The sequence below is a fragment of the Thioalkalivibrio sp. ALJ24 genome (assembly GCF_000377785.1).
Lineage (GTDB): Bacteria > Pseudomonadota > Gammaproteobacteria > Ectothiorhodospirales > Ectothiorhodospiraceae > Thioalkalivibrio.
In genome coordinates this window covers 1-24,473 of the sequence record NZ_KB898732.1, presented here as the reverse complement: position 1 = coordinate 24,473, position 24,473 = coordinate 1, and the positions used below count along the sequence as shown (strand labels likewise).

Genomic DNA, 24,473 nt, shown 5'->3' with positions numbered 1-24,473 from the left:
ACCGGTCAAAACTCATGCCCTCGGGGGCAAAATGGAGCAGTCCGGGGCCATGTCGCGAAGTGCTTCGACCCGGGGCTGCCCCGGTCATGGCATGGCCACATCCGCCTGTGGCAGGCACCCCCGCTCCGGGCAGGATGCCGGTCAGGGCCGGCCCCATCAGCGCGAAGGCATGCTCCTTCTCGCGGATTTGGTTACGGATTCGTCTTCGAATGGTCGAAACCCCGGCGGCCTCAAACGTCGTACCGCCTACAAGGACAGTTCCGCCTCTGGATTTTTGCCTGCTGGATGATGGCCGTCGGAGTAGCCGAGCGGACAATGCGCACTACTGCACGAAGTGTAGTGCAATGCGGACGAACTGGCGGACGCGGGCAACCCCAGCCGCGCACGCCAGCGTTCAAGTCCTTCACGCGCCTTTTCGGCGTGGATCCGGTACGGAATACGCACTCCCCGGTGGTCGCAGGCCTCGCCGGCCTGCTCGATGGGCAATCCGTGGCGTTTGAGAATACGGGCAAGTCCCGGTCGAACCAGAAACGAGAGATGCGTGTAAGCCTGCTCCACGGCGTACGCCTGCGCTGCCTGGCACAGAAGATACAGGACCCGGGAACTGCCACGCGCTTCCGGGTCACTCACGATCAGCCGGGACACCTCGATGGTCGAAGCGTCCAATGCCGTCGAGGATCGTTCCTTCCGCGGCGGGATGAGCCGCATGGTCCCGACCCACTGTCCGGGCTTGCTGCATGCGTTGGAGCGCACCAGAAAATGCTCCGCATAGGCATCATGCTCGTCGCGTTCGAGCCCGTCCGGATACGCATCGCGCGGTTCATAATTCTTCTTCACGCAATACGTCTGATAGCGAATCCGAAAGTGGATGCGCTTCAGGGATTCGGAACGCACACGGCAGATCTGAAGCGGAGAGTCTTGGTACATATGCAGGTCTCGACAGAAGATCGACGGCCTCCTCACGCGACGAAACGTGTGAACAACCCGTCTGGCCCTGCCATATTACGACACTCGGATCAAGCCATCCTTACGCCTAGTTTAAGTATGCCTTTGCCGAGCTCGACCAAAGGCAACTACCACCCCTCAAGCGTCGTAGGGTAAACGGTCAGACCGGGCAGGCGTGGCGCAGCTGGTCAGTACGTGCTCCAGCGGCGCGGGCCGCCCGAACAGGAAGCCCTGCAGCACCGGACAGCCCAGACGGCGGAGATAATCGCGCTCGGCCGTGGTTTCGACCCCTTCCGCCACGATATCCATCTGCAGGCCGCGCGCCATGGAAACAATGGCGTTCACGATGCAGGCCTCCCCGTCGTTGCAGACGGCGCGAACGAAACTGCGGTCAATCTTGAGGGTATGCAGCGGGAATTTCTGCAGATAGCTGAGTGACGAGTAGCCGGTCCCGAAGTCATCCACCGCAATCCGGACACCGGCAGCGCTGAGGCGATTCAGCTTGGCAATGGTGTCCTCGGCATCATTCAGCAACAGGCTTTCGGTGATCTCGATTTCCAGCCTCTCGGCCGGGAAACCCTCGCTGTGAAGGAACTCCAGCAGCTCATCAACAAAGCCGTCCCCTTCGAAAAGAGCGGGCGACAGGTTCACGGACAGGCGCAAATCCGGGCATTGCCCGTTCACTTTATTGAGACCGCGTATCGCCTGGCGCAGGGTAAGCCGATCCAGTTCGACAATCAGGCGCGTCTCCTCCGCAAGGGGGATGAACTCCGTGGGGCCCAGCTCGCCCCGCTTCGGGTGGCTCCAGCGGACCAGGGCCTCGACCCCCAGAAGACGCCCGTCCTCGCCACTGACCTGCGGCTGATACAGCACGCAGAATTCGTCGCGCTCCAGCGCCCTGCGCAGGTCCTGCTCGAGTTCCAGCCGATTGGGCGTTGCGCCCTCCATCTCCGGCTCGAAAAGACAGACACCGTTCTTGCCGGTGCTTTTTTCCCGGTACATCGCGATGTCGGCATGCCGGATCAGCGCCTCCAGCGAATCCCCGCCTTCGGGATACACCGCAATCCCGAGGCTGGCGCCCACGTGAAGCTCCTGATCGCCCCCCAGATAAAACGGCGTCTGCAGGCTCTCCACAAGCTTCTCGCCGACCTGGACCGCAGCCTGACTGTCCGCAATCCCCGGGAGCAGAAGGGTGAACTCGTCGCCGCCGAAGCGGCAGAGGGTATCGCTCTCGCGGATACAGCCCTGCAGGCGCTGGGCCACGGCCTGCAGCAGGCGGTCACCGAGCGTATGCCCGAGGGAGTCGTTGATGACCTTGAACCGGTTGAGGTCGATGAAGATCACCGCCAGGCGTGACTGGTAGCGTTCGGCATGGGCGATCGCCACTTCCACGCGGTCACGGAAGAGGGCCCGGTTCGGCAGGCGGGTGAGCAGATCATGATAGGCCTGGAAATTGATGAAGGCCTCGGATTCCTTGCGCTCCGTGACATCGCGGGCGGTGCCGTAGATGAGATTCTCCGTATCGCCCCCCTCCACCGGGGTGGGACACACGGCGACCTCGAAGTAACGCTGGGCCCAGTCGCCCCCCTCCTTCGGTTTCAACACCAGTTCCACCGAGCGCAGATGGGTCCCGCCGTGCCCGGCCTGATTGAAGAAATAGGCCGCCTTGTCCCGGTCCTCGGCGCCGACCAGATCGAGGACGGAGCGCCCCAGCAGATCCTGACGGGCGTAACCCAGCAGTTCGTGAGCCCGTGCATTCACAAAGCGGAAGTGTCCGGCGCTGTCCAGCACGAAGACGATGTCCGGAGAGTTGTTCACGATCAGCCGGTGCAGACGCTCGGACTGCTCCAGGCGCCGGCGCATGTTCCGGTTGGCCGCTTCCAGATCCTTCCTGTGCAGAACATTGCGGACCGTCGCGATCAGCTCCTCGGGCTGGTACGGCTTTTTCAGATAGTCGTCTGCGCCGTCGCGTATCGCACCCGCGACGTCATCCGCTGAAGCGTTGCCGCTGATCACTACGGTCGGCACGACCCGATCGTGTGTCTGCATGAAACGCAGGACCTCGCGACCGCCCAGATCCGGCATGCCCAGATCGAGCAGCAGAAGGTCGTAGTGCGTTTCACGCAGGCGTTCGATCGCAGCCCTTCCGCCGTTCGCCGTATTCACCTCGAAACCCTGCGGCGTCAGGAGGTTTTCCAGACTGCGCAGAAGGGCCGGATCGTCGTCGACCAGCAGCAGACGGCGAGCTCGGTCTGAATCGTCTCGGGTGGCCCCTTCGCTCATTCGGGAATTCTCCCTGCAGCTCGTGCGGCTGCTCGGTCAACCCTGTTCCTGTCGGATCAGGTGTCGGGTGTACAGGGTAGCCAGAGCTCGAAACGCGTTCCTTGCTCGTTGCTTTGCACCTCGATCCTGGCTCCCGCTTCATCGGCCAGGCGTTTCACGATACTCAGGCCGACCCCCGCGTGGCCTCCGCCCTTGGTCGAGGGCACCGGCTCGAAACCTGCGTCGAGCACCTCGGCCGGGATCCCGGGGCCGTCGTCCTCAATGCTGAGCAGCGCCGTACGGCGGCCCTCAAGCCCGTTCGGGACCATGGTCCGGACCCCGATCCTGCCCCCGGACTCGATTGCCTCCACCGCATTCGTCAGCAGATTCGTCAGGATTTGACGCAGGTGGTCCGGAGGCACGTCGACGACCGGCGACTCCGGGGCCAGCTCGAGCTGTAACCGGATGTCGTGCGCCTCGCCAAGCGAACCCTCAAACACCTGCGCAACCCGCTGGACGGTGGCATTCAGATCGGTCGGGGTCGACCGGTCGCCGGATTCGGGGTCACGCAGACGCATCAGGATCCGCCCGACACGATCGATCTCCTCGCGTATCAGACCGAGCTCGTGTTGCGCTTCAGGATCTTCCGAGAGCTTCATTCGAAGGGCACCCAGGTAGTTCTGGATGATGCTGAGGGGGGTGCCGGCCTCATGCAGCGTCTCGCGAATCATCTCGCCGGAAACGCCGGGTTCGGTGGCGGGAGCGGGAGCGCGTGGCGGCTCCGGCTGAATGGCACTCAGCGCGCGGGCGATCTCGCGTGACAGCGCACGGATAAAGCCGCTACGGGCCTCCAGGGCGTCGGCCTGGTTCCGCTCCAGCCCCAGAATCAGCACGCCGACCGGTTCTTCGTTCGCGTCGACCAACGGAAAGGCCCAGAGAACCTCGCTGCCACACACGCGGAAGAGCTGTTGATCCACCACGGGGATCACCCCGTCAGCGGTGCGCTCGTGGCGCCGGCTTTCACGGTCCAGCAGGGTATCGGTAACGAGACTGCGCCCGGGCAGCAGGGGCAGGGTGAACTCGGGGGCTTCATCGTCCTCCATCCATGCGGACAGACTCGCGCCCCCCGCGTCGCGCAAAAAGAGCAGACTCTGCTCCACCCCCAGGGTCAGAAACAGGGAACGCCGGACGGCATCGGAGCACGCCTGCACCGAGTCGCTGCGGGCCAGCACGCCGTTCAGGCGATCGATTTCGGTGAGATCCCGCACGCGCTCGCCCAGAGCGGCCTCGGCCCGGCGTTCCAGGCTGTCTTCAGTGTGCTCATCGCCGCCCAGACCGGGGCCATCGCCGAGTTCGATCCCGAGCGACCCGGCAATGCGCGCCACATCCTTGTCGATCCGCCCACGCAGTTCGCGGGTCAGCCCTTCGTTGAGATCAAACAGGGTGTGCGCCGCAACCAGAGCGGCATCCGTAACGGATGATTCGCTGCCCCCGGGCACCGGGCCGAGGGCGCTGGCGAGGTTCACCAGCTTGACGAGCTGGTGGGCATCGCGAACCTGTTCCGCCGGGGCGAGGTGGTAGCGGACTGCGTCGGCGATCCACGTTCCCAGACCCCAGGATTCCAGATGATCCGCAGCCAGTTCGGCATGACTGCGATCATAATGCGCACGCTCGAGCTCCAGAAGCTCATGATCATCGCCGGCCCCCTGCAAGAGGGGCCAGTAATGCCCCTCGTCCTCGCTCAGGCGAATCAAACGCCCCAGATCGACGAGAAGGCCGGCAAGGTAGGCCTCCTCCGGTCGCGGGTAGCGCGTGAGGGTCGCCAGAACCTGGCCCATGTGGGCGGTCGTCAAGGCCCGTCGCCAGATCTCGCGGAGATACTCCCGATGTCGCGGTCGGTACTGACCAAACAGCTGCTGAATGGCCGCGGTCAGGGCCAGGTCGCGTACGGTATCGAGGCCGAGGGTGAGCAGGGCGCGATCGACGGTGCGGCAGGGCGAGCTGCGGTAGAAGGCCGGCGAATTGGCGGCGGCCACCAGACGAGTCGCCATCCCACCGTCCTGCAGGATGGCGTGTCCCAGAGCCGCGAAATCGGCGTCAGCCGGATCCGATGCATCGAGGATCGCCACCAGCGTCTGAGGCAGGCTGGGAACACTTTCCGTTGATGCACTGACCCTGACCATGCCGCTCCCCGGAGCCCTGAATAACGGCCCCTGCTGATGGTGGCCGGGCGCCCCCGGCGGCGCGCGCGAGACCGCATCCGGAATCTGTCGCGATTCGGCGCCCGATTTCCTACTATACTTCCCGGAATTGTCCTGCGCCAGTGTATCCGGTAATGGGAAACAGAGCGTTGCGTGAACCAGGAATCCCCACGCCGGCCCCTGCCGCGAACGCAGGCACGGAATCGCCCGACCGGCGCGAATCCGTATCGCGTCCGCGCGTGCTGCCTGTCGCCAGCGGCAAGGGAGGTGTGGGCAAGTCCAGCATCGCGGTGAACCTCGGCATCACCCTGGCGCGCCAGGGGCGCCGGGTGTGTGTCCTCGATGCCGATACCGGCCTGGCCAACGTGAACATCCTGCTCGGCTTGCGACCGGAAAAGGGGCTCGCCGAAGTCCTCGCCGAGGAATGCTCGATCGAGGAGATCCTGCTGGAGGGGCCGCACGGCCTGAAGATCATTCCGGGCGCCAGCGGGATCCGCGAATTCGTGGAGCTTTCGCCGGCACGCCAGCGACGCCTGGTAACGGAACTGGCGCGCATCGAGCGCCGGTTCGATGATCTGATCGTGGATACCGCAGCCGGCATCGGAGACACGACCCTGGATTTCCTGGCGGCCGGGGACCGGATCCTGCTGGTCATCACCCCCGAACCCACCTCGCTGACGGATGCCTTTTCCCTGCTCAAGCTCCTGCTGCGACGGCAACAGGTCGACTGCGGGGTGGTCGTGAACATGGTCAGCGGCATCGATGAGGCGCGAACCGTGTTCCAGCGGTTCAGCGCGGCCGTGGAAAAGTACCTGAAGAGCAGGGTCCAGTTTCTCGGATTCATCCAGAGAGACGAAAGCCTGCGTTCCGCGGTGACCCTGCAGCACCCGGTGGCCCTGTTCGGCGAGGAGGATCCGTCGGCGCGACCTTTCCGACGACTGGCCCGCTCCCTGGCGACCGACAGCTTCAATCCGGCCAGGGGCCACAGCCTCAGCCGTTTCTGGATGAGACAGCTGGTCGGAGACGCAGCGGTCTCCCGGGAAGAAGCCGAAGAGCCACCGGATGATGATGTCGAAGCAGACATCCTCCAGACCCGGGAGCCGGAGTCCGAGCCCGTTCCGCCCCCCGGGGACGATGCCCTCGCGGATCTGCGCGAATCGTTCCAGCGGGTGGCGGATTCCGGTGACCCGTGCCGGATCGCCGAATGGATCCAGGCACTGGAGGCGGATTATCGCGAACGTTTCGGGATACCGGCGGTTGATCCCGAGACGACCGTCGAGTGGTTACTGGAGCACCCCGAGACTTCGGCCTCGGCCCTGCGCGGAATCCGCCGCCTTCTCGACACCAGGGAAACAGCGAGCCGGGTCGAAGACACCGACCAGCCCCCTCTGGACCAGCCCCCTCTGCACGAGGAACCGACACCGCCCCCGCTGGGTGCCGGCATCGCCGAGTCGCGCCCGACTGTCGCGCCGCAGGCACCGGTGCACCGTTTTGCCTCGGAGCGATTCGGCTCCCAGCAGGCCCTGGAAGAACACCTGCGCCGCGGCTCCGAGGACCCTCGGCCGCTAGTCGAACAACTGAAGGACTGGCGTCATCTCCGTTGACGGACGCGCCCTTCACGCCGGGCAACCCTGTTGCGGGTACCGTAAAGACCCTCGACAATTCTGGACACCACTGCGAAAAGGCTTTTCAATGGACTTGTCGTCAATCTTGATGACAGGCCGTCTCGCGATGGGACTCCCGATTCGATCGGCCAGAGGCGACGTATCGATGCCGCACACAGGCGGTTGACTGGAATCCGGGCAGTATGGAAAAGATCGTACACGAGCTTCTGCAACACACACGCGCCACCTGGCGTCGGCGCTGGTGGATCCTGCCGATTGCATGGCTGGTCTGCCTGGTTGGCTGGGCTTACGTGCACAGCCTCCCGGATGTCTATGAGTCCGACTCGCGTGTGTTCGTCAATACCCAGTCGGTTCTTGACCCCCTTCTGAGCGGCATGACCGTGCGGCCCGACACCGAGCAGCGCCTGCGCATGGTCACCAGCACCCTGCTCAGCCGCGAAAACCTCGAACAGATCGCGCGCGAGAGCGAGCTCGACGTGCTGACCGGCACCTCCAGCCTGGATGCCCAAGTCTCGATGCTGCGCTCGGGGATCGATCTGTCAGGGGGACAGCGCGACAACATCTACAGCGTAAGCTTCCGCCACAACGATCCCGAGGTTGCCCATCGCGTGGTGCGCGAAACCGTCGACCTCTTCATGGAGAGGGGCATGGGCGATTCCCGCCTGGACCTGACCACCTCCCAGCAGTTCATCGAGCGGCAGCTGGAAAGCTACGAAGAGCAGCTGCAGGAAAAGGAACAGGAGATCGAACAGTTCAGGCGCGAAAACGCCCGCTTCCTCAGCGGGGACGGCAACTTCTACAGCCGGCTGGAGCGCGCCCGCGAGCAGCTGAGGCAAGCGCGGCTGCAGGAACGCGAGGCCCAGAGCCGACTCGAGACCCTGCGGCAAACCGCCCAGGAACGTTCCGCACACGCAGGCTCCGGGTACCAGAACCCGGAGCTGGATCGGCGAATCAACGAGCTTCAGGAAAACATCGACAACCTGCGCCAGCGCTTCACCGACGAGCACCCGGACGTCGTCGCGGCGCAGCGGACGCTGACCGATCTCGAGGAGCGACGTGAACGCGAAGCCGAGGAACACGCTCGCGATCCGCAGACCTTCGCTTCCTTCGACAGCAACGATCCGCTGCAGGCGGCCATCGCCGAAACCGAGAGCGAGCTGGCTTCCCTTCGGACCCGAATCGAGGATTTCGAGGAGCGCGTGGACACGCTCGAGGGCGACGTCGACCGGGCCCCGGCGGTCGAATCCGAACTGACCTCGCTGACCCGGAATTACGACGTATTGCGGGAATCCTTCCGTCAGCTGCAGGATCGCCGCGAACAGGCGGTCATGTCCGGCGAGGTGGAGATGCAGACCGACTCGGTGGACTTCCGCGTGCTGGAGCCGCCGCAACGCCCGACCTCACCGGCCTCGCCGGACCGCCCGATGCTGGCCACCGCCGTGCTGATCCTGGGGCTCGGGGCCGGCACCGGATTCGCCTTCCTGCTGTCTCAGATGCGACGTACGGTCGGCGACAGCCGGCAGCTGGCGGAGATCACCGGGCGTCCGGTGCTGGGCAGCGTTTCGCGGGTGCGGACCCCCATGCACAAGCGTCGCAGGTTCTCGGAACTGGTCTTCTTCGTGCTGGGCCTGGGTACACTGCTGGCGGTCTTCCTCGTCGTCATGGCCCTCTACCTGACCGGCTCCGCCGGGGTACTGGATGAACTGCTCCGGTTGGTGACATGACCGCCATTCCGGGCCAGACAAAACCGTCGTCGCGGCGGGATGCCGAGCAGACGGCGCTCCACTGCCTACATTTCACCGGCTGCGGGGGATACACGCCGCGGCCCGGCCGGAGACGCGGCGAATGAGCATTATCGAGAAGGCCCTCGACAAGAACCGGACACGCAAGCCGGCGCCGCCGGAGACCCAGGAGACGCCGGCCGAGGATGCGGCCGAAGCGACGCCCGCTCCGGCCGCTGCGCAGGCGCCCGTACGCTCACGCGAGGTGCAGATCGACTTCGGCTGGCTGCGCAAGCAGGGCATCGTGGTTCCGGGCGAAGCGCGCTCCTCGGTCGCGGAAGAGTTCCGCATGATGAAGCGCCCGCTGCTGAACAACGCCTTTGGCCGGCACTCCGCGATGCAGGTCCGGCGGGGTCGGCTGATCATGGTGACCAGCTCGCTGCCGAGGGAAGGCAAGACCTTCACCACCACCAACCTCGCCCTCAGCATCGCGATGGAGGTGGATCGAACCGTTCTGCTGGTGGATGCGGATGTGGCGCGGCCGGCGGTTCCGGACACCCTCGGGTTCCAGGCCGACCGCGGCCTGATGGACGTCCTCACCGAGCCGGATCTCGATATCCCCGACGTGCTGCTGCGAACCAACGTCGAAGGGTTGAGCGTGCTTCCGGCGGGTCGGCCGCACGGGCGCTCGACCGAGCTCCTGGCCAGCCAGGCCATGATGCAACTGCTCGACGACCTCTACGAGCGCTATGACGACCGGGTCATCCTGTTCGATTCGCCGCCGCTTCTGGCGACCAGCGAACCGGGCGTGCTGGCGCATCACATGGGGCAGGTGGTGATGGTGGTGGACGCCGACACCACGCCGGCCTCCTCGGTTGAGCGCGCGATGGAGCAGCTGCAGTCCTGTGATGTCGTCCTTTCCATGCTCAACCGCGCGGCGCCGGCCCCCGGTCTGGGTTACGGGGGCGGTTACTACTCCGGGGGGCGAACCTATGGGGAAGACGCGCGTGAACCCTCCTGACGGGACACGTCGAGGATCGCCCGGCCGGGGCAGCCTGCACTGGGGTCTGGCGGGCATAGTCGCGCTGGCCGCCGGCCCGCTTGCGGCAAGCGACTGGGACATCACTCCGCGGGTCTCGACCTCGCTCGAATGGACCGACAACGTCACCCTCGCCCCGCGCGGCGAGGAGACGTCCGATTTCATCGGGACCCTGCGTCCGGGCATCTCCTTCCGTCAGGAAGGGCCGCGCATGGACACGCAGATCGACTACAACCTGAACGCTCGGTTTCACGCCAGCGAATCGCGCGAGGACCGGACCACGCACTCACTGCGGGCCCGCAACGACTGGGAGATCGTCGAGGATACCTTTTTCCTCGAAACCCGGGCGACCCGGACCGAGGAGGCCGCATCGCTGCTCGATCCGATCGGCATCGGCGGCAGCACGCCCCGGGACAATCTGCAGGAAACCACGCGCTACAGCATCTCCCCGGTACTGCGCACGCGGTACGGCAGTTTTGCCAGCCAGGAGATCCGCTACACCTACGACGAGATCCGCTACCACCGCAGCGACCGTCCCAACAACGACGCCCACCGGATCGACTTCACCCTGGACAGCGGCCCTGCGTTCAACCGCCCGTTCTGGCAGATCGCGGCGTTTCACGAACGCGAGAATTTCGAAGATGACGTGGACGGCGAATTCGGCGAAGTCAGCGGAACCCTCGGCTATGAATTCGGACGGTCCGCCCGACTCTTCGGGGTGATCGGACGAGAATTCAACGATTTCGCCACCACCCGCGACGACGATGACGGAAGCTTCTGGGAAGTGGGTGCGGGCTGGGCGCCGACGCGCGTCACCAATATCGAGGCACGCTACGGCGAACGCTTTTTCGGCAAGACCCGCTCGTTGTCGGTGGACCACCGCAGCCGGAACGCAACGTACCGCCTGAGTTTCAGCGAGGGCATCAATTCGACCCGCCAGCGGCGCGGCGCGCAGTTCGACGAACTGGCCACCCAGCTTAACCGCTCGGTCGACGAGCTGTTTGATGAGTTCACGCTGGACCAAATCTCGGTGCTCCTTGCGCTTTCCGGTCTCACCGAGGAGGCGCTGGTCGAGGACTATTTCTTCACGCAGACCTGGCGCGCAGGGTGGAGCTACGACACCGGCCGCAGCGTCTTCAACGTCAACGCCTTCCAGACCGAGCGCGAATCCGAGACCCGGTCCGGCATCGGGCTGTTCGAGGACAACCGCCGCAACACCGGCGTCAACGCCTCCTGGCAGTGGCGATACGGGCCGGGCACCACCACGGAGCTGGCGGTCGGGTATTCCCTGACCGAGTACCTGGACGACGAGCGCGAGGACGACCGCTGGTTCCTGCGCGCAGGCGTCACGCGGGATCTGACACCGGATCTGACGGCCGGGCTGTCCTATCGTCATCAGCGGCGCGGCGCCGATGCTCCGGAGAACGAGTACCGGGAAAACTCGATCATGGGCACCCTGACCAAGGAATTCTGAGTCATGTACGAAGAGTTCTACGGCCTGGAATCGCGCCCCTTCGCGCTGAGTCCGGATCCGCGCTTCTACTACGCGAGCAAGGGCCACAGCCGTGCCATGGCCTACCTCGAATACGGCGTGCAGCTCGAAGAGGGCTTCATCGTCATCACCGGGGAAGTCGGCGCCGGCAAGACCACCCTGGTCCGCAGCCTGTTCCAGATGCTGGACGACAAGCCGCTGGTGGCCGCCCAGCTGGTGAGCACCCAGCTGGACGCTGCGGATCTTCTGCGCTCCGTATGTCTCGCCTTCGGGCTGGAAGACGCCCCCAGCCACAAGGCCGGTCAGCTGCGCCGGCTTGAACGCTTCCTCCACGACACGCGGGCGCGCGGTCAGCGGGCCCTGCTGGTGGTCGACGAAGCCCAGAACCTCGGGCCCCAGGCGGTCGAAGAACTCCGAATGCTCTCGAACTTTCAGGGGGCCGAAGGCCCGCTGCTGCAGAGCTTCCTGCTGGGTCAGCCCGAGTTCCGCAAGCTTCTTCGCAGTGAAAACATGCAGCAGCTGCGCCAGCGGGTGATCGCCACCTACCACCTCGGGCCGATGGATACGGACGACACCCGGGCATACATCGAACACCGCCTGAAACGCGCCGGCTGGCAAGGCCGTCCCCAGTTCTCCGATGACATCTGGGAACGCATTCACTCCTATACCGGGGGTATCCCGCGCCAGGTCAATACGTTCTGCGACCGGCTGCTGCTGATGGGCTATCTGGAAGAACGCACGTGGCTGGATGCCGCCCACGCCCAGGTGGTCATCGACGAGATCACCGAAGACCTCGGGCAGGACTCGACGGAAGAAAGCGCACCGGCCGAGGCGCCGACACTCGCACAAGGCCCCGAGCCGGAATTCGCGGATGATTCAGTCGAGACCGGGCCCGCGAATCACCTGGCCCTGGCGCGTATCGAGCTGGAAATCGAGGGGCTGCACGAGCGCCTGCGGCGGCTCGAACAAAACACCTCGATCAACTTCGGCCTGTCGCAGAAGGTGCTGAAAATCCTGCACGAAGAGTTTGCCTGCGAGCGTTCGACGGAAACCGGCAAGGAGCCACGCTGAACAGGAGCGACCATGGCCAGCCACGGAACACACTCGGTGAGAAATGCCCTGACGGTCGACGTCGAGGATTATTTTCAGGTTGCGGCACTGGCCCCGCAGATCCCGCGCGACACCTGGGACTCGCGCGAGTGCCGGATCGAGCGCAACCTCGACCGGATTCTCGCGCTGTTCGACCGCTTTGGTGTTTCCGCCACGTTCTTTACCCTGGGGTGGATTGCCGAGCGTTACCCGCACGCGGTGCGCCGCATCGTCGAAGCCGGACACGAGCTGGCCAGCCACGGTTACGGACACCAGCGTGTCACCGAGCTGGACGCGAAGGCGTTTCGTGCCGATGTGGAACGCGCCCGTTCCCTGCTGGAAGACCTGTCGGGTCAGCCGATTCGCGGATACCGGGCGCCAAGTTTCTCGATCGGTCGCAGCAACCTTTGGGCCCTGGAGATCCTGGCCGAAACCGGCCACCAGTACAGCTCCAGCATCTACCCCATCCGGCATGACCACTACGGCATGCACGAGGCCCCGCGGGAGCCCCATTACCCGCTGGAAGGCGGGATCCTCGAACTCCCCCCCGCCACTTTGCGGCTGCGGGGCCGGAACCTGCCGGCCGCCGGCGGGGGCTATTTCCGGCTGCTGCCTTACGCCATGTCACGGCGCGCGCTGCGTCGCATCGAACAGGTCGACCGGATGCCCGCCGTGTTCTATTTCCACCCGTGGGAAATCGATCCGGACCAGCCGCGCGTACCCGGCATCAGCGCCAAATCCCGATTCCGTCACTACGTGAACCTGCACCGGATGGAAAGCCGTCTGGAACGCCTGCTGCAGGATTTCTCGTGGGGCCGCATGGACACGGTGTTTGCCGATCATCTGGGTCCGACAGGCATGCCGGCGGCCCGTAGCGGGGAAAGCAGCCGAATCCCGGTGACCTGAGGCATGGAAAACGAACTGCAGGTGCGCGTCCTCGACGGGGACTCGCATGAACGCTGGGACACCTACGTCGACGGACACCCCGAAGCCACGTTCTTCCACCGCGCCGGGTGGAGTACCGTGATGCAGCGCGCGTTCGGGCACCCCACGCATTACCTGCTGGCCGAAGCCGGCGGCACGATTCAGGGCGTGCTGCCACTGGTGCACATCCGGTCCCGGCTGTTCGGCAATGCCCTGATGTCCATCCCGTTCGGGGTTTATGGCGGCATTCTTGCCGACACCCCCGCCGCCCGTGCGGCGCTCGACAACGCGGCCTGCAAACTGGCCGAAGACCTGCAGGTGGACCATCTCGAGTATCGCAATCTGCGGCAACAGCACCCCGGGAGGCCCACCAAGGACCTGTACGTGACCTTCCGCAAGACCCTGGAACCGGAGGTCGAGGCCAACATGAACGCGATCCCCCGCAAGCAGCGCCGGATGGTGCGCAAGGGGATCAAGGCCGGTCTTGCCAGCGAATTCGAGCCGGATATCGAGCGCTTTTATCCGATCTTCGCCGCCAACGTGCGCCGTCTGGGCACCCCCGTCTTCAGCCGTCGCTACTTCGAGACGCTGATCGAGGTCTTCGGGGACGACTGCCGGGTGCTGACGGCCGCGCAGGACGGGCAGCCCGTGGCCAGCGTGGTGACCTTCTACTTCCGCGACGAGGTGCTGCCCTATTACGGTGCCGGCACGCCCGAGGCACGTCAGGTGGCGGGCTACGATTTCCTCTACTGGGAGCTGATGCGCCGCGCCTGCGAGGATGGCTATCGCGTGTTTGACTTCGGCCGCAGCAAGCGCGACACAGGCTCGTTCAGCTTCAAGAAAAACTGGGGCTTCGAGCCTCAGCCGCTGTACTACGAATACCATCTCGTGCGGGCGAGCGAGATCCCCAACGTCAATCCGCTCAACCCGAAATACCGCTATTTCATCGCTGCGTGGCAGCGGCTGCCGCTGCCGGTCGCCAACTGGCTCGGCCCCAAACTTTCGCGTTCACTTGGCTAACGGGTGCAGAGCGATGGAAGACCTTCTTTATCTCGTCCACCGGATCCCATGGCCGCCGAACAAGGGCGACAAGATCCGCTCACACCACATCCTCCGCTACCTGACGCAGCGCTATCGGGTCCACCTGGGGACGTTCATCGATGACCCCGCCGATCACGCGTACGTCGCCGAACTCGAGGAAATATGCACCAGCGTCTGCGCCCGCCCCCTGCCACGGCGCCGGGCGCAGCTGCGCGCCCTGAGCGGCCTGATCACCGGCGAACCCCTGACCCTGCCCTGGTACCGGGACCGCACCCTGCAGCGCTGGGTTGACCACACCCTTCGAAGCCACGACATCTCCCGCGCGCTGGCCTTTTCCTCCGCGATGGCGCAGTACCTGCCGACCAGCGGAGACCTCACGCGCGTCATCGATTTCGTCGACGTCGACTCCGACAAGTGGACCCAGTACGCCCCAACCAGGAACTGGCCGATGAGCGCCGTCTACCGCCGCGAGGGACAGCGCCTTCTGGCCAGCGAGCGCCGCATGGCCGAATCCGCGCATGCCAGTGTGTTCGTCTCGCCCGATGAGGCCCGGGCCTTTCGCGAGCGCGCCCCGGGCGTCGCAAGCCGCGTACATGCCCTGAATAACGGGGTCGACGCCGATTACTTTTCGCCCGCGGCCGTGGCGGGCGCAAGCCCGTACCCCGACGGTTGCCGGCCCATCGTTTTTACCGGGGCCATGGACTACTGGCCGAACGTGGATGCCGTGCTCTGGTTTGCCGATCACGTGCTGCCCTCCCTGCGCGAGTCCTGTCCGGATGTGGAGTTCTTCATCGTGGGCAGTCGACCGGCCGCGGAGGTACTCGCGCTGGCGGAGCGCCCCGGGGTGACCGTGACCGGGTTCGTGGACGACATCCGGGTCTGGATCGCGCATGCCCGCCTCGCGGTGGCACCGCTACGGATTGCCCGGGGTGTACAGAACAAGGTGCTGGAGGCGATGGCCCTGGCCCGGCCGGTTGTCGCCACCCCCCAGGCCCTCGAGGGACTGACGGCCGAGCCGGACACCGAGGTGATCCGCGCGCCCGCAACGCCGGATGCGTTCCTCGCGGCGGTTTCCGGGGAGCTGCACGACCCCACCCCGGAACTGGGCGCCGCCGCCCGGGAAAGGGTCCTCCGGGATTATGACTGGGAGCGCAACCTGTCCCGCCTGGAGGAGATGCTCCAGGCGAAACCCCTGTCCCCCGCGCACGACGCGGGCGTCGTATCGGAGTCAGCCGATGGCCTCTGAATCCCGCACCCAATCCATGCCGGACGCACTGCAGATGCGCTGGTGGCTGGCAGCCGCCGCACTCGGGCTGGGCCTGGTCATCCTGGGCGTCGCGTACTACCCGACGTTCGCCTCCATGGTCGCCATCTGGCAGCGCTCCGATACCTTCGCGCACGGCTTCCTGATCGTCCCGATCGTTCTGTTTCTGCTCTACCTCAAGCGCGACGAGGTCCGGCACCTGGCACCGGAGCCGACCTGGTGGGCCATGGTGCCGCTGCTGGGGCTTTCGCTGGTCTGGGTCGCCGGCGAGCTGGTGGACGTGATCTCGGTGCGCCAGTTCGCGGCGGTGCTGATGATTCCCGCGCTCTTCTGGCTGGTGCTGGGCAGCGCGATCACCTGGCGACTGCAGTTCCCGCTGGCCTACCTGCTGTTCGCGGTCCCCTTCGGCGAATTCATGGTCGAACCCATGATGATCTGGACCGCCGATTTCACGGTTGCGGCGGTGCAGTGGTCGGGCATCCCCATCTATCGCGATGGCCTGAACTTCGAGCTGCCAACGGGCAGATGGTCGGTCGTGGAGGCCTGCTCCGGGGTCCGCTACCTGATGGCCTCGGTAGCGGTGGGAACCCTGTATGCATTCCTGATCTATCGCAGCCCCTGGCGCCGGGTGGCGTTCGTCGGGGTCGCCATCCTGGTGCCCATTGTCGCCAACTGGATGCGCGCCTACGGCATCGTGATGATCGGCCACCTGAGCGACATGCGGCTGGCGGCCGGTGTCGACCATCTGGTGTACGGATGGGTGTTTTTTGGCGTGATCATCTTCCTGATGTTCCTCATTGGAGCGATCTGGCGAGAAGACCACCTCGACGACCAAACGCAACGGAAACCGGCCCGGCCCGCCGCCCGGACGCACCCCGCGATCCGCCGGTTCGTGACCGCCGCGGTATTCGCCGGCGCCCTGGCAAGCGCGGCGCCGCTCTACGCGGCCTGGATGAATCAGCGCGACCTGGGGCCGGTCACCGGACTGGGCGAGGGCCCGCTGGCCCCCGACGGCTGGCATGCCGCCGAGGAGCAGGACCTCGCCTGGACGCCCGGATACCGGTTTGCCAGGGACGGACGCGGCGGCCTCGTACAGCCGGAGGGGGGCAACGACCCGGTGGGCGCGCACGTGCTGTTCTACCGCGGTCAGGCCCGGCACGGGAGCATGGTCGGCTGGGCCAACACCCTGGCCGGTCGCGATCGCGCCGAGGACTGGTCGCAAACCCGGCGGGGCCGCACCGCATTCGACGAGTTCCCCGATGCCCAGCGGTTCCTGCTGGAAGGCCCCGGGCAGCAGCAGCTGGTGGTCTGGCGCTGGTACTGGGTCGATGGCCGCCTGACGACCTCGCCGCATGAGGTCAAGGCGCGCGAGGCCCTCAATCGCCTGCTGGGCCAGCGCGACGACGCCGCGCTGATCGTTCTGTATGCGCCGTACGGCTTTGATCCCGATCCCGCGGAGGAGCGGCTGCGCGACTATGCAGAGGCGGTCCTGCCCGACGTCCTGGACCGGCTTGCCGAAGTGAACCAGAGGTGAGCGAGACGCCGATGGCAACCCGCGATGGCGACCCGCGTCCGCGCATCGCGCACATCATCCACCGCCTGGACGTGGGCGGCATGGAAAACGGCCTGGTCAATCTCATCAACCACATGCCGGCGGAGCGTTTCCGCCACTCGATCATCTGCATGGCCGACTTCACGGACTTCCGCCAGCGCATTCGCCGGTCGGACGTCACGCTGCACGCCCTGAACAAGCGCGAGGGCAAGGACCTCGGCGTCCACGTTCGACTGTGGCGGGAACTGCGCAGACTGCGCCCGGATATCGTCCACACCCGCAACCTGGGCACGCTGGAGGCGCAGGTCACCGCGTGGCTCGCCGGGGTGCGTGCCCGCGTCCACGGAGAACACGGCTGGGATGTCGGTGACCTCGACGGCTCCCGGGTCAAGAACCGCCGGCTGCGCCGGGCCGCCCGTCCGCTGGTCGGCCATTACATCGCCCTGTCCCGGCACCAGCGCGACTATCTGCAACAGGCGATCGGCGTCCCGGAACACCGGCTGTCACATATCTACAACGGGGTGGATACCGGACACTTCGCCCCCGCCACGGGCGAGACCCACTCCCCGCTGCCCCCCGGGTTCGTCGACGCGCAAAGCCTCGTGATCGGCGGCGTCATGCGCATGCAGGCGGTCAAGGCCCCGCTCGATCTGGTCGAGGCCTTCGTGCTGCTGCGCGAACGCATGCCGGAGACCTTCCCGCGCCTGCGTCTGGTACTGGTCGGCGACGGCCCCCTGCTGGAGTCCGCACGTTCGGCCCTCGAACAGGCGGGCGTGGCGGAGCAGGCATGGCTCGCGGGCGCGCGTAACGACGTGGCGGACTGCATGCGGGCGATGGACGTGTTCGTCCTGCCCTCGCTCGCGGAGGGCGTGTGCAACACCGTTCTGGAGGCCATGGCCAGCGGCCTCCCGGTGATTGCCACGGATGTGGGCGGCAATCCCGATCTGGTCGAGCCCGGGAAGAGCGGCATCCTGGTACCGGCAGGGCAGCCACCGGACCTCGCCGACGCCATCGCCGCTTATGCGGAGGACCCGCAGCGACGGGCCCGCGAGGGGGCCGGTGCCCGCGCCCGCGCCGAACAAGCGTTCAGCATGGAGGCGATGGTCGCCGGCTACCTCGATGTCTATGACCGGGTGCTGCAGGACCGGCGCTGAACGAGCCACACCCCCACGTGGCGCGGGGCCATGCAGTTCCGTCACAATGGATCCGCGCAGCGACGCGGCAGCCCCCTAACCTGTCCCCGGACGGAGCCTGGAATCCTGACATGTGCGGCATCACCGGCATCTTCGACCTCAGAGAGCAGCGCCCCATCAACCGCTCGTTGCTGGAAACGATGAACGCAACGCAGTTTCACCGCGGGCCGGATGAAGGGGGAACGCATCTGGAACCGGGTGTGGGGCTCGCCCACCGACGCCTTTCCATCATCGACCTCTCCAGCGGACAGCAGCCGCTGTTCAACGAGGACGAGACCGTCGTCGTCACCTACAACGGCGAGATCTACAACTTCCCGGAGCTCACCACCGAGCTGCAGCGGGCAGGACATCAGTTCCGCACGCACAGCGACACCGAAGTCATCGTGCATGCCTGGGAGGAATGGGGCGAGGCCTGCGTGGAACGCTTTCGCGGGATGTTCGCGTTCGCCGTCTGGGATCGCAATCGCGACACCCTGTTCATGGCCCGTGACCGGATGGGCATCAAGCCGCTTTATTACAGCACGCTGCCGGACGGCCACCTGATCTTCGGCTCCGAACTCAAGGCCCTGACGGCGCATCCCGACCTGCCGCGGCGCATGGACGCGTTTGCGGTCGAGGACTACTTCGCCTTCGGCTATGTACCCGAACCGCGCAGTATCTTCCAGGGCGTCCACAAGCTGCCCCCCGGGCACACGCTCACCGTCCGACGGGGCCAGGGCACGCCCGGCGAGCCACGGGAGTACTGGGATGTCCCGTTTGCCGACAGCGGGGTCGCGGATGTCGCCACCGCGGCCGAAGAGCTGACCGCGCGTCTGAACGAGGCCGTGGACATTCGCATGGTCGCCGAGGTCCCGCTGGGCGCCTTCCTCTCCGGCGGTGTGGACTCCAGCGCCGTGGTCGCCATGATGGCGGGGCTGTCCGATGACCCGGTGCGGACCTCCGCCATCGGCTTTGCCGACGCCGCGTTCGACGAATCCCGCTATGCGCAAATGGTGGCCGACCGCTACCACACCCGTCACAGCGTGCGCGAGGTCGACCCGAACGACTTCTCGCTGCTGGACCGGCTCGCGGGAATCTACGACGAACCCTTTGCCGACAGCTCCGCCCTGCCGACCTACCGGGTCTGCGAGCAGGCGCGTGAGCAGGTGGTTGTCGCACTGTCGGGCGACGGCGGCGACGAAAACCTCGCCGGCTACCGGCGCTACCGTCATCACCTCTCGGAAGAACGCCTGCGGAGTCCGCTGCCACTGAGCCTGCGGCGCGGGCTGTTCGGGGCCCTGGCACGCCTCTACCCCAAGGCCGACTGGGCCCCGCGCCCGTTGCGCGCCAAGGCCACGTTCCAGGCCCTGGCGCGGGATTCGATCGAAGGCTATTTCCAGGGCGTGTCGATCCTGCGTGACGACCTGCGCGCCCATCTGTTCTCGCCCGAGTTCCGCCGCTCGCTGCAGGGCTACGGTGCGGTCGAGGTGCTGCGCGGGCATGCGGAACGGGCCCCCACCGACCACCCGCTGTCGCTGGTCCAGTACCTCGACATGAAGACCTACCTGCCGGGCGACATCCTGACCAAGGTCGACCGGGCGAGCATGGCGCACGCGCTGGAAGTGCGCGTCCCCATCCTCGACCACAAGCTGGTCGAGTGGATCTCGGGGCTGCCACCGGATCTCAAACTGCGCGGCAGCGAAGGCAAATATGTATTCAAAAAGGCCATGGAGCCCTACCTGCCGGACGAAATCCTGTACCGCCGCAAGAAAGGCTTTTCCATACCGGTGGCCGAATGGTTCCGCGGCCCCCTGCGCGAACGCATGCAAGCCCAGGTCCTCGGTCCCCGCATGGCCGACTCCGGCATCTTCAACATGGACTACCTGAATACCCTGGTGAAGCAGCATGTCAGTGGCGCCCGCGATCACAGCCCGGCGCTGTGGTCTCTCCTGATGTTCGAGGGCTTTCTGGCCCGATCCGCCAACTGATGCGGGAGCGATGATGAAGATCCTGCACATCCTCGACCACTCCATACCGCTGCACAGCGGGTACACCTTCCGCACCGCGGCCATCCTGCGCGAGCAGCACCGCCTGGGCTGGGAGACATTTCACCTGACCAGCCCCAAACAGGGCGAGGTTGAGGGCGACGAAGAGGATGTCGATGGTCTGCATTTCCATCGCACGCGCTACCGACCCCGCAAAAGCCCCGGGCTGGGAGAGTGGGGGCTGATGCAGGCCCTCACGCGGCGCCTGGAGGCAGTTGCGCGGGAGCTGAGGCCGGACGTGCTGCATGCCCACTCCCCGGCCCTGAACGCGCTGCCCGCACTGCGGGTGGGGCGCCGACTGGGGATTCCGGTGGTCTACGAGGTTCGTGCGTTCTGGGAAGACGCGGCGGTGGATCACGGTACGAGCCGTGAGAACGGGCTGCGCTACCGTGCGACACGCGCCTTCGAGTCATACATCCTGCGGCGGGTGGATCACGTCACGACGATCTGCAACGGGCTGCGCGAAGACATCATTGCTCGGGGTATTCCGGGCGACCGTGTCACGGTCATCCCGAATGCGGTCGATGCCGAGGCGTTCCGGCTTGGCGGGGAGCCGGATGCCGATCTCAAGACCGAGCTGGGACTGGACGACGCACGGGTGCTCGGATTCATCGGATCGTTCTACGCCTACGAGGGCCTCGATCTGCTGCTGGAAGCCTTCCCGCACATCCTCGAGCAGGCCCCGAATGTTCGCATCCTGCTCGTGGGAGGCGGCCCTCAGGCCGAACGCCTGGAGGAGCAGGCGCGACGTCTCGGCGTGGCCGGTCGGGTCGTGTTCACCGGTCGGGTTGCGCATGACCGGGTGCAACGCTACTACGATCTGGTCGATCTGCTTGTGTACCCGCGCCATTCAATGCGTCTGACCGAGCTGGTCACGCCGCTCAAACCGCTGGAGGCGATGGCTCAGGGGCGCCTTCTCGTCGCGTCCGACGTTGGTGGTCACCGGGAGCTGATTCGCCATGGCGAAACCGGCTGGCTGTTCCGGGCCGACGATGTGGAATCGCTGGCCCGCACGGTTCTCGACACCCTGGCCCGCGAGTCCGAATGGCCGCAGGTGCGGGCCGCCGGACGCCACTTCGTCGAAGAAGAACGCACCTGGGTCCGCAGCGTCGCCCGTTATCGGCCAATTTACGAGGGACTGAAGGGGATCCCGGAGGTGGCCCGTGCCGGATAGTCACCGCCCACGGCTGGTCGTGTTTACCCGGGTGTACCCGAATGCCGCGCAACCCAATCTCGGGCTGTTCGTGCGTGAACGTATGCGTCGCGTGGCCGAGCATCTGGATCTGGTGGTGGTCGCGCCCGCGCCCTGGTTCCCGTTACAGGGACTTCTGGGGCGTCTGCGCCCTCATTCGCGCCCGATGCCTCCGCGATTCGAGGAACAGGACGGTATCGCGGTCTATCACCCGCGCTTTTTCTGTTTTCCCGGCGTTCTCAAGTGGACCGATGGCTTCTTTCAGGCCCTCGGCAGCCTGCCCCTGCTGCGGCGCCTGAAGCGCGAATTCGGATTCGATCTGATCGATGCCCATTTCATCTACCCGGATGGTGTGGCGGCTCGCTGGCTGTCGCGCTGGCTGGGGCGTCCGTACACGATCACCCTACGCGGAGGGCTGTCCCGGTTTGCGGACAGCCGCCTGCATCGACGACAGATCGACCGGGCGCTGAATGACGCGGCACGGGTGTTTTCGGTCGCGGACGCACTGCGTCAGGAGGCAACGGCGTGGGGGCAGCCACCCGATCATGTTCAGGTAATCGGTAATGGGGCGGATCTCGCGCGCTTTTACCCCGAAGACCGGACGCAGGCGCGCCGCCGTCTGGGGTTGCCCGAACAGGCACGTCTGCTGATCTCGGTGGGGGGGCTGACCGAACGCAAGGGCTTCCATCGCGTGATTGCGACATTGCCGCAGCTATTGCAGCAGCACCCCGACCTGCACTTCGTGATCGCGGGGGGCGCCACACCGGAAGGCAATAACGAACACGAGTTGCGCAAGCAGGTGCAGGAGCTGGGACTGGAAGGAAGGGTCTGGTTTCTGGGGCAAGTCGCACCGGACGAACTGCGCCTCGTCTATTCGGCCGGCGATCTTTTCGTGCTGGCGACAAGCTTCGAAGGGTGGGCAAACGTGTTCCTCGAGGCATCTGCCTGTGGCCTGCCGATCGTCACGACCCGCGTGGGGGGTAATGCGGAAGTGGTCAACTCGGAACAGGTCGGGCTGGTGGTACCGTTCGGGGACCACGACGCGTTGCGCGATGCGCTCCTCGAAGCCCTGCGGCGGGACTGGGACCACGACGCCATTCTGGCCCATGCCCGCGCCAATGCCTGGGAGGCGCGCATTCCCCGGCTCGTCGCGGAATTCGAGGCGATCATGGCCGCACAGTCCGAACCATCGCCCCGCTCCCCTCCTCCGGACTGAGCGGTGAGTCTGTATACGCAGTGGGTGTCGCGCGGTCTGTTTCCCTTGCAGGAGCGGCTCAAGGGACACCCGACCGTGCGGTATCGGCGCGCGCTGGAAACCAGCCAGTGGTGGGCGCCGGAGGCCCTGCGAACGCTGCAGGAGGAACGCCTGAGCCGGCTTCTCGAACGCGTGACCGCTCAGGTGCCCTTTTATCGTGACTGGTTTGCGCAGCACGGATTTCATATCAGCGATTTCTCCCGGATCGAGGATCTACGCCACTTGCCGGTCACCGACAAGTCATTGATCCGCAATCAGGGCACATCCTGGCGTGCGGACGACGCGGCTGGCCTGACCGAACACCGCACCAGTGGGTCGTCTGGCGAGCCGCTGACCTTCTGGCTGGGAGCAGACCGCATTGGCATGGATATCGCTGCCAAGTGGCGTGCGACCCGGTGGTGGAGTGTGGATATCGGGGATCCCGAAGTCGTGCTGTGGGGATCCCCGGTAGAGACCGCGAACCAGAACCGCGCGCGGGCGTGGCGCGATCGCCTGTTCCGGTCGTCGCTGGTCCCGGCCAGTGACCTGAACCCGGAACGGCTGGACCAGATCATCGCGCGCCTGCGTGTGATCCGCCCGAGAATGCTGTTCGGTTACCCGTCCGCGATCGCGCGTCTGGCCTGGCACGCACGGGACAATGGCCAGCGCCTCGATGACCTGGGAATCCGGGTGGCGTTCACCACTTCGGAGGTGTTGCGGCCGGAGTGGCGCGAGGTGATTGGCGAGGTCATGGCGTGCGGGGTATCCAACGAGTATGGAGCCCGCGATGCCGGGTTCATCGCGCGAGAGTGCCCCGAGGGAGGGCTGCACATTACGGCGGAGGAACTCATCGTGGAGATCCTCGACGACAACGACCAGCCGGTGCCGGACGGAACGACTGGCAACATTGTCGTCACCAACCTCGCGGGGCCGGAGTTCCCCTTTCTTCGCTATCGCACCGGCGATCGCGGAGCACTGGATCCCGGGATCTGCCCCTGCGGGCGTGGGCTTCCGCTACTGCGCGACATCGAGGGCCGGGCAAACGACGGGTTGATTGCTGCTGATGGATCCTGGGTTCACGGCAGTCGGTTCAACTACATGTTGCGCGACCTGAACGGCCTGCGTGCCTACAAGATCATCCAGCACGACCGCCAGCGGGTGGAGCTCCTGTTGAGTCTCGCCGCGCCCTTGCCAGCCGATGTTGAACGACACCTGCGCCAGGGCTTCGCCGAGGCACTGGGCGGGGCGGTCGAGATCGATGTGAACGAGGTGGACGTCATATCCCCCGAGCCCAACGGGAAGCACCGCCATGTTATCTGCAAGGTCTCCAGCATTGAAGGTCACTGCTGACCCACCCCGGAAAACCAGTATTAGCAGAAAACGCCAGAGTGTCAGCGCTGAAAACGTAAGCTTCCCATCCACGAGGACCAGTGGTTATTAGAGTGCTCTGGCACAATCGAGGTCGAGCCGCCGGGAGGGGAGCCATGCGGAAGTCACGCTTCAGCGAGAACCAGATCCTGTCGATCCTGAAGGAGGCGGATGCCGGGCAGTCCGTTAAGGAGATCTGCCGCAAGCACGGGATCAGCCAGCCGACGTTCTACAACTGGAAGTCGAAGTACGGCGGCATGGCCGCCTCGGACCTCAAGCGCCTCAAGGAGCTGGAGGAGGAGAACCG

General features: G+C 65.7%; 18 protein-coding genes. 15 read left to right on the top strand and 3 right to left on the bottom strand.

The annotated features are described in order from the left end of the window. Positions 1-246 precede the first annotated feature (246 nt). The 3 genes from D571_RS13765 to D571_RS0111720 all read right to left on the bottom strand — a co-directional run bounded on the left by D571_RS13765 (position 247) and on the right by D571_RS0111720 (position 5,390). Entirely contained in the window at positions 247-927 is a 681-nt protein-coding gene (locus D571_RS13765; protein ID WP_018936884.1) for a GNAT family N-acyltransferase, read from the bottom strand. 156 nt (positions 928-1,083) lie between these two features. Continuing rightward, entirely contained in the window at positions 1,084-3,228 is a 2,145-nt protein-coding gene (locus tag D571_RS0111725; protein ID WP_018936883.1) for an EAL domain-containing protein, read from the bottom strand. Positions 3,229-3,284: 56 nt separating this feature from the next. Then, positions 3,285-5,390, bottom strand: coding sequence for an HDOD domain-containing protein (locus D571_RS0111720; protein WP_026287820.1), 2,106 nt, complete (start codon positions 5,388-5,390; stop codon positions 3,285-3,287). A 152-nt stretch (positions 5,391-5,542) separates the two neighbouring features. On the opposite strand from D571_RS0111720, the gene D571_RS0111715 reads away from it, so the two are divergent. The 15 genes from D571_RS0111715 to D571_RS0111645 all read left to right on the top strand — a co-directional run. Beyond that, positions 5,543-7,012: a MinD/ParA family protein gene (locus D571_RS0111715; RefSeq protein WP_083916900.1), complete on the top strand. Its 1,470-nt coding sequence runs from the start codon at positions 5,543-5,545 to the stop codon at positions 7,010-7,012. Positions 7,013-7,215: 203 nt separating this feature from the next. Further along, on the top strand, positions 7,216-8,757 hold the full coding sequence (locus D571_RS0111710; RefSeq protein ID WP_018936880.1) for an XrtA system polysaccharide chain length determinant: 1,542 nt from the start codon (positions 7,216-7,218) through the stop codon (positions 8,755-8,757). Positions 8,758-8,878: 121 nt separating this feature from the next. Next, positions 8,879-9,775 carry an XrtA-associated tyrosine autokinase gene (locus D571_RS0111705; RefSeq protein ID WP_018936879.1) on the top strand — a complete coding sequence of 299 codons (897 nt, stop codon included), beginning with the start codon at positions 8,879-8,881 and terminating at the stop codon, positions 9,773-9,775. Then, complete coding sequence (locus D571_RS0111700; RefSeq protein ID WP_018936878.1) at positions 9,747-11,267, top strand: TIGR03016 family PEP-CTERM system-associated outer membrane protein; 1,521 nt, start codon at positions 9,747-9,749, stop codon at positions 11,265-11,267. The genes D571_RS0111705 and D571_RS0111700 overlap by 29 nt, the downstream gene beginning before the upstream one ends. A 3-nt stretch (positions 11,268-11,270) precedes the next feature. Continuing rightward, the gene (locus D571_RS0111695; protein ID WP_018936877.1) at positions 11,271-12,356 is read left to right on the top strand and encodes an XrtA/PEP-CTERM system-associated ATPase; all 1,086 of its coding nucleotides are present in this window, start codon (positions 11,271-11,273) and stop codon (positions 12,354-12,356) included. Positions 12,357-12,368: 12 nt separating this feature from the next. Beyond that, positions 12,369-13,280: an XrtA system polysaccharide deacetylase gene (locus tag D571_RS0111690; protein ID WP_018936876.1), complete on the top strand. Its 912-nt coding sequence runs from the start codon at positions 12,369-12,371 to the stop codon at positions 13,278-13,280. Between the two features lie 3 nt (positions 13,281-13,283). Beyond that, positions 13,284-14,318 carry a FemAB family XrtA/PEP-CTERM system-associated protein gene (locus D571_RS0111685; RefSeq protein ID WP_018936875.1) on the top strand — a complete coding sequence of 345 codons (1,035 nt, stop codon included), beginning with the start codon at positions 13,284-13,286 and terminating at the stop codon, positions 14,316-14,318. Between the two features lie 13 nt (positions 14,319-14,331). Next, positions 14,332-15,585 carry a TIGR03087 family PEP-CTERM/XrtA system glycosyltransferase gene (locus D571_RS0111680; protein WP_018936874.1) on the top strand — a complete coding sequence of 418 codons (1,254 nt, stop codon included), beginning with the start codon at positions 14,332-14,334 and terminating at the stop codon, positions 15,583-15,585. Then, positions 15,575-17,137: an exosortase A gene (gene xrtA, locus D571_RS0111675; protein ID WP_018936873.1), complete on the top strand. Its 1,563-nt coding sequence runs from the start codon at positions 15,575-15,577 to the stop codon at positions 17,135-17,137. Before D571_RS0111680 ends, xrtA begins: the two co-directional genes overlap by 11 nt. A gap of 11 nt (positions 17,138-17,148) precedes the next feature. Then, positions 17,149-18,309 carry a TIGR03088 family PEP-CTERM/XrtA system glycosyltransferase gene (locus tag D571_RS0111670; RefSeq protein ID WP_018936872.1) on the top strand — a complete coding sequence of 387 codons (1,161 nt, stop codon included), beginning with the start codon at positions 17,149-17,151 and terminating at the stop codon, positions 18,307-18,309. A 110-nt stretch (positions 18,310-18,419) separates the two neighbouring features. Further along, positions 18,420-20,315: an XrtA/PEP-CTERM system amidotransferase gene (locus tag D571_RS0111665; protein WP_018936871.1), complete on the top strand. Its 1,896-nt coding sequence runs from the start codon at positions 18,420-18,422 to the stop codon at positions 20,313-20,315. A gap of 13 nt (positions 20,316-20,328) precedes the next feature. Then, on the top strand, positions 20,329-21,546 hold the full coding sequence (locus D571_RS0111660; protein ID WP_018936870.1) for a TIGR04063 family PEP-CTERM/XrtA system glycosyltransferase: 1,218 nt from the start codon (positions 20,329-20,331) through the stop codon (positions 21,544-21,546). Further along, on the top strand, positions 21,536-22,780 hold the full coding sequence (locus tag D571_RS0111655; protein ID WP_018936869.1) for a glycosyltransferase: 1,245 nt from the start codon (positions 21,536-21,538) through the stop codon (positions 22,778-22,780). The genes D571_RS0111660 and D571_RS0111655 overlap by 11 nt, the downstream gene beginning before the upstream one ends. 3 nt (positions 22,781-22,783) lie before the next feature. Further along, positions 22,784-24,148, top strand: a complete 1,365-nt coding sequence (locus tag D571_RS0111650; protein ID WP_018936868.1) for a phenylacetate--CoA ligase family protein — start codon at positions 22,784-22,786, stop codon at positions 24,146-24,148. Positions 24,149-24,282: 134 nt separating this feature from the next. Then, on the top strand, positions 24,283-24,473 hold a 191-nt coding region (locus D571_RS0111645), incomplete at its 3' end, for a transposase (protein WP_018935035.1).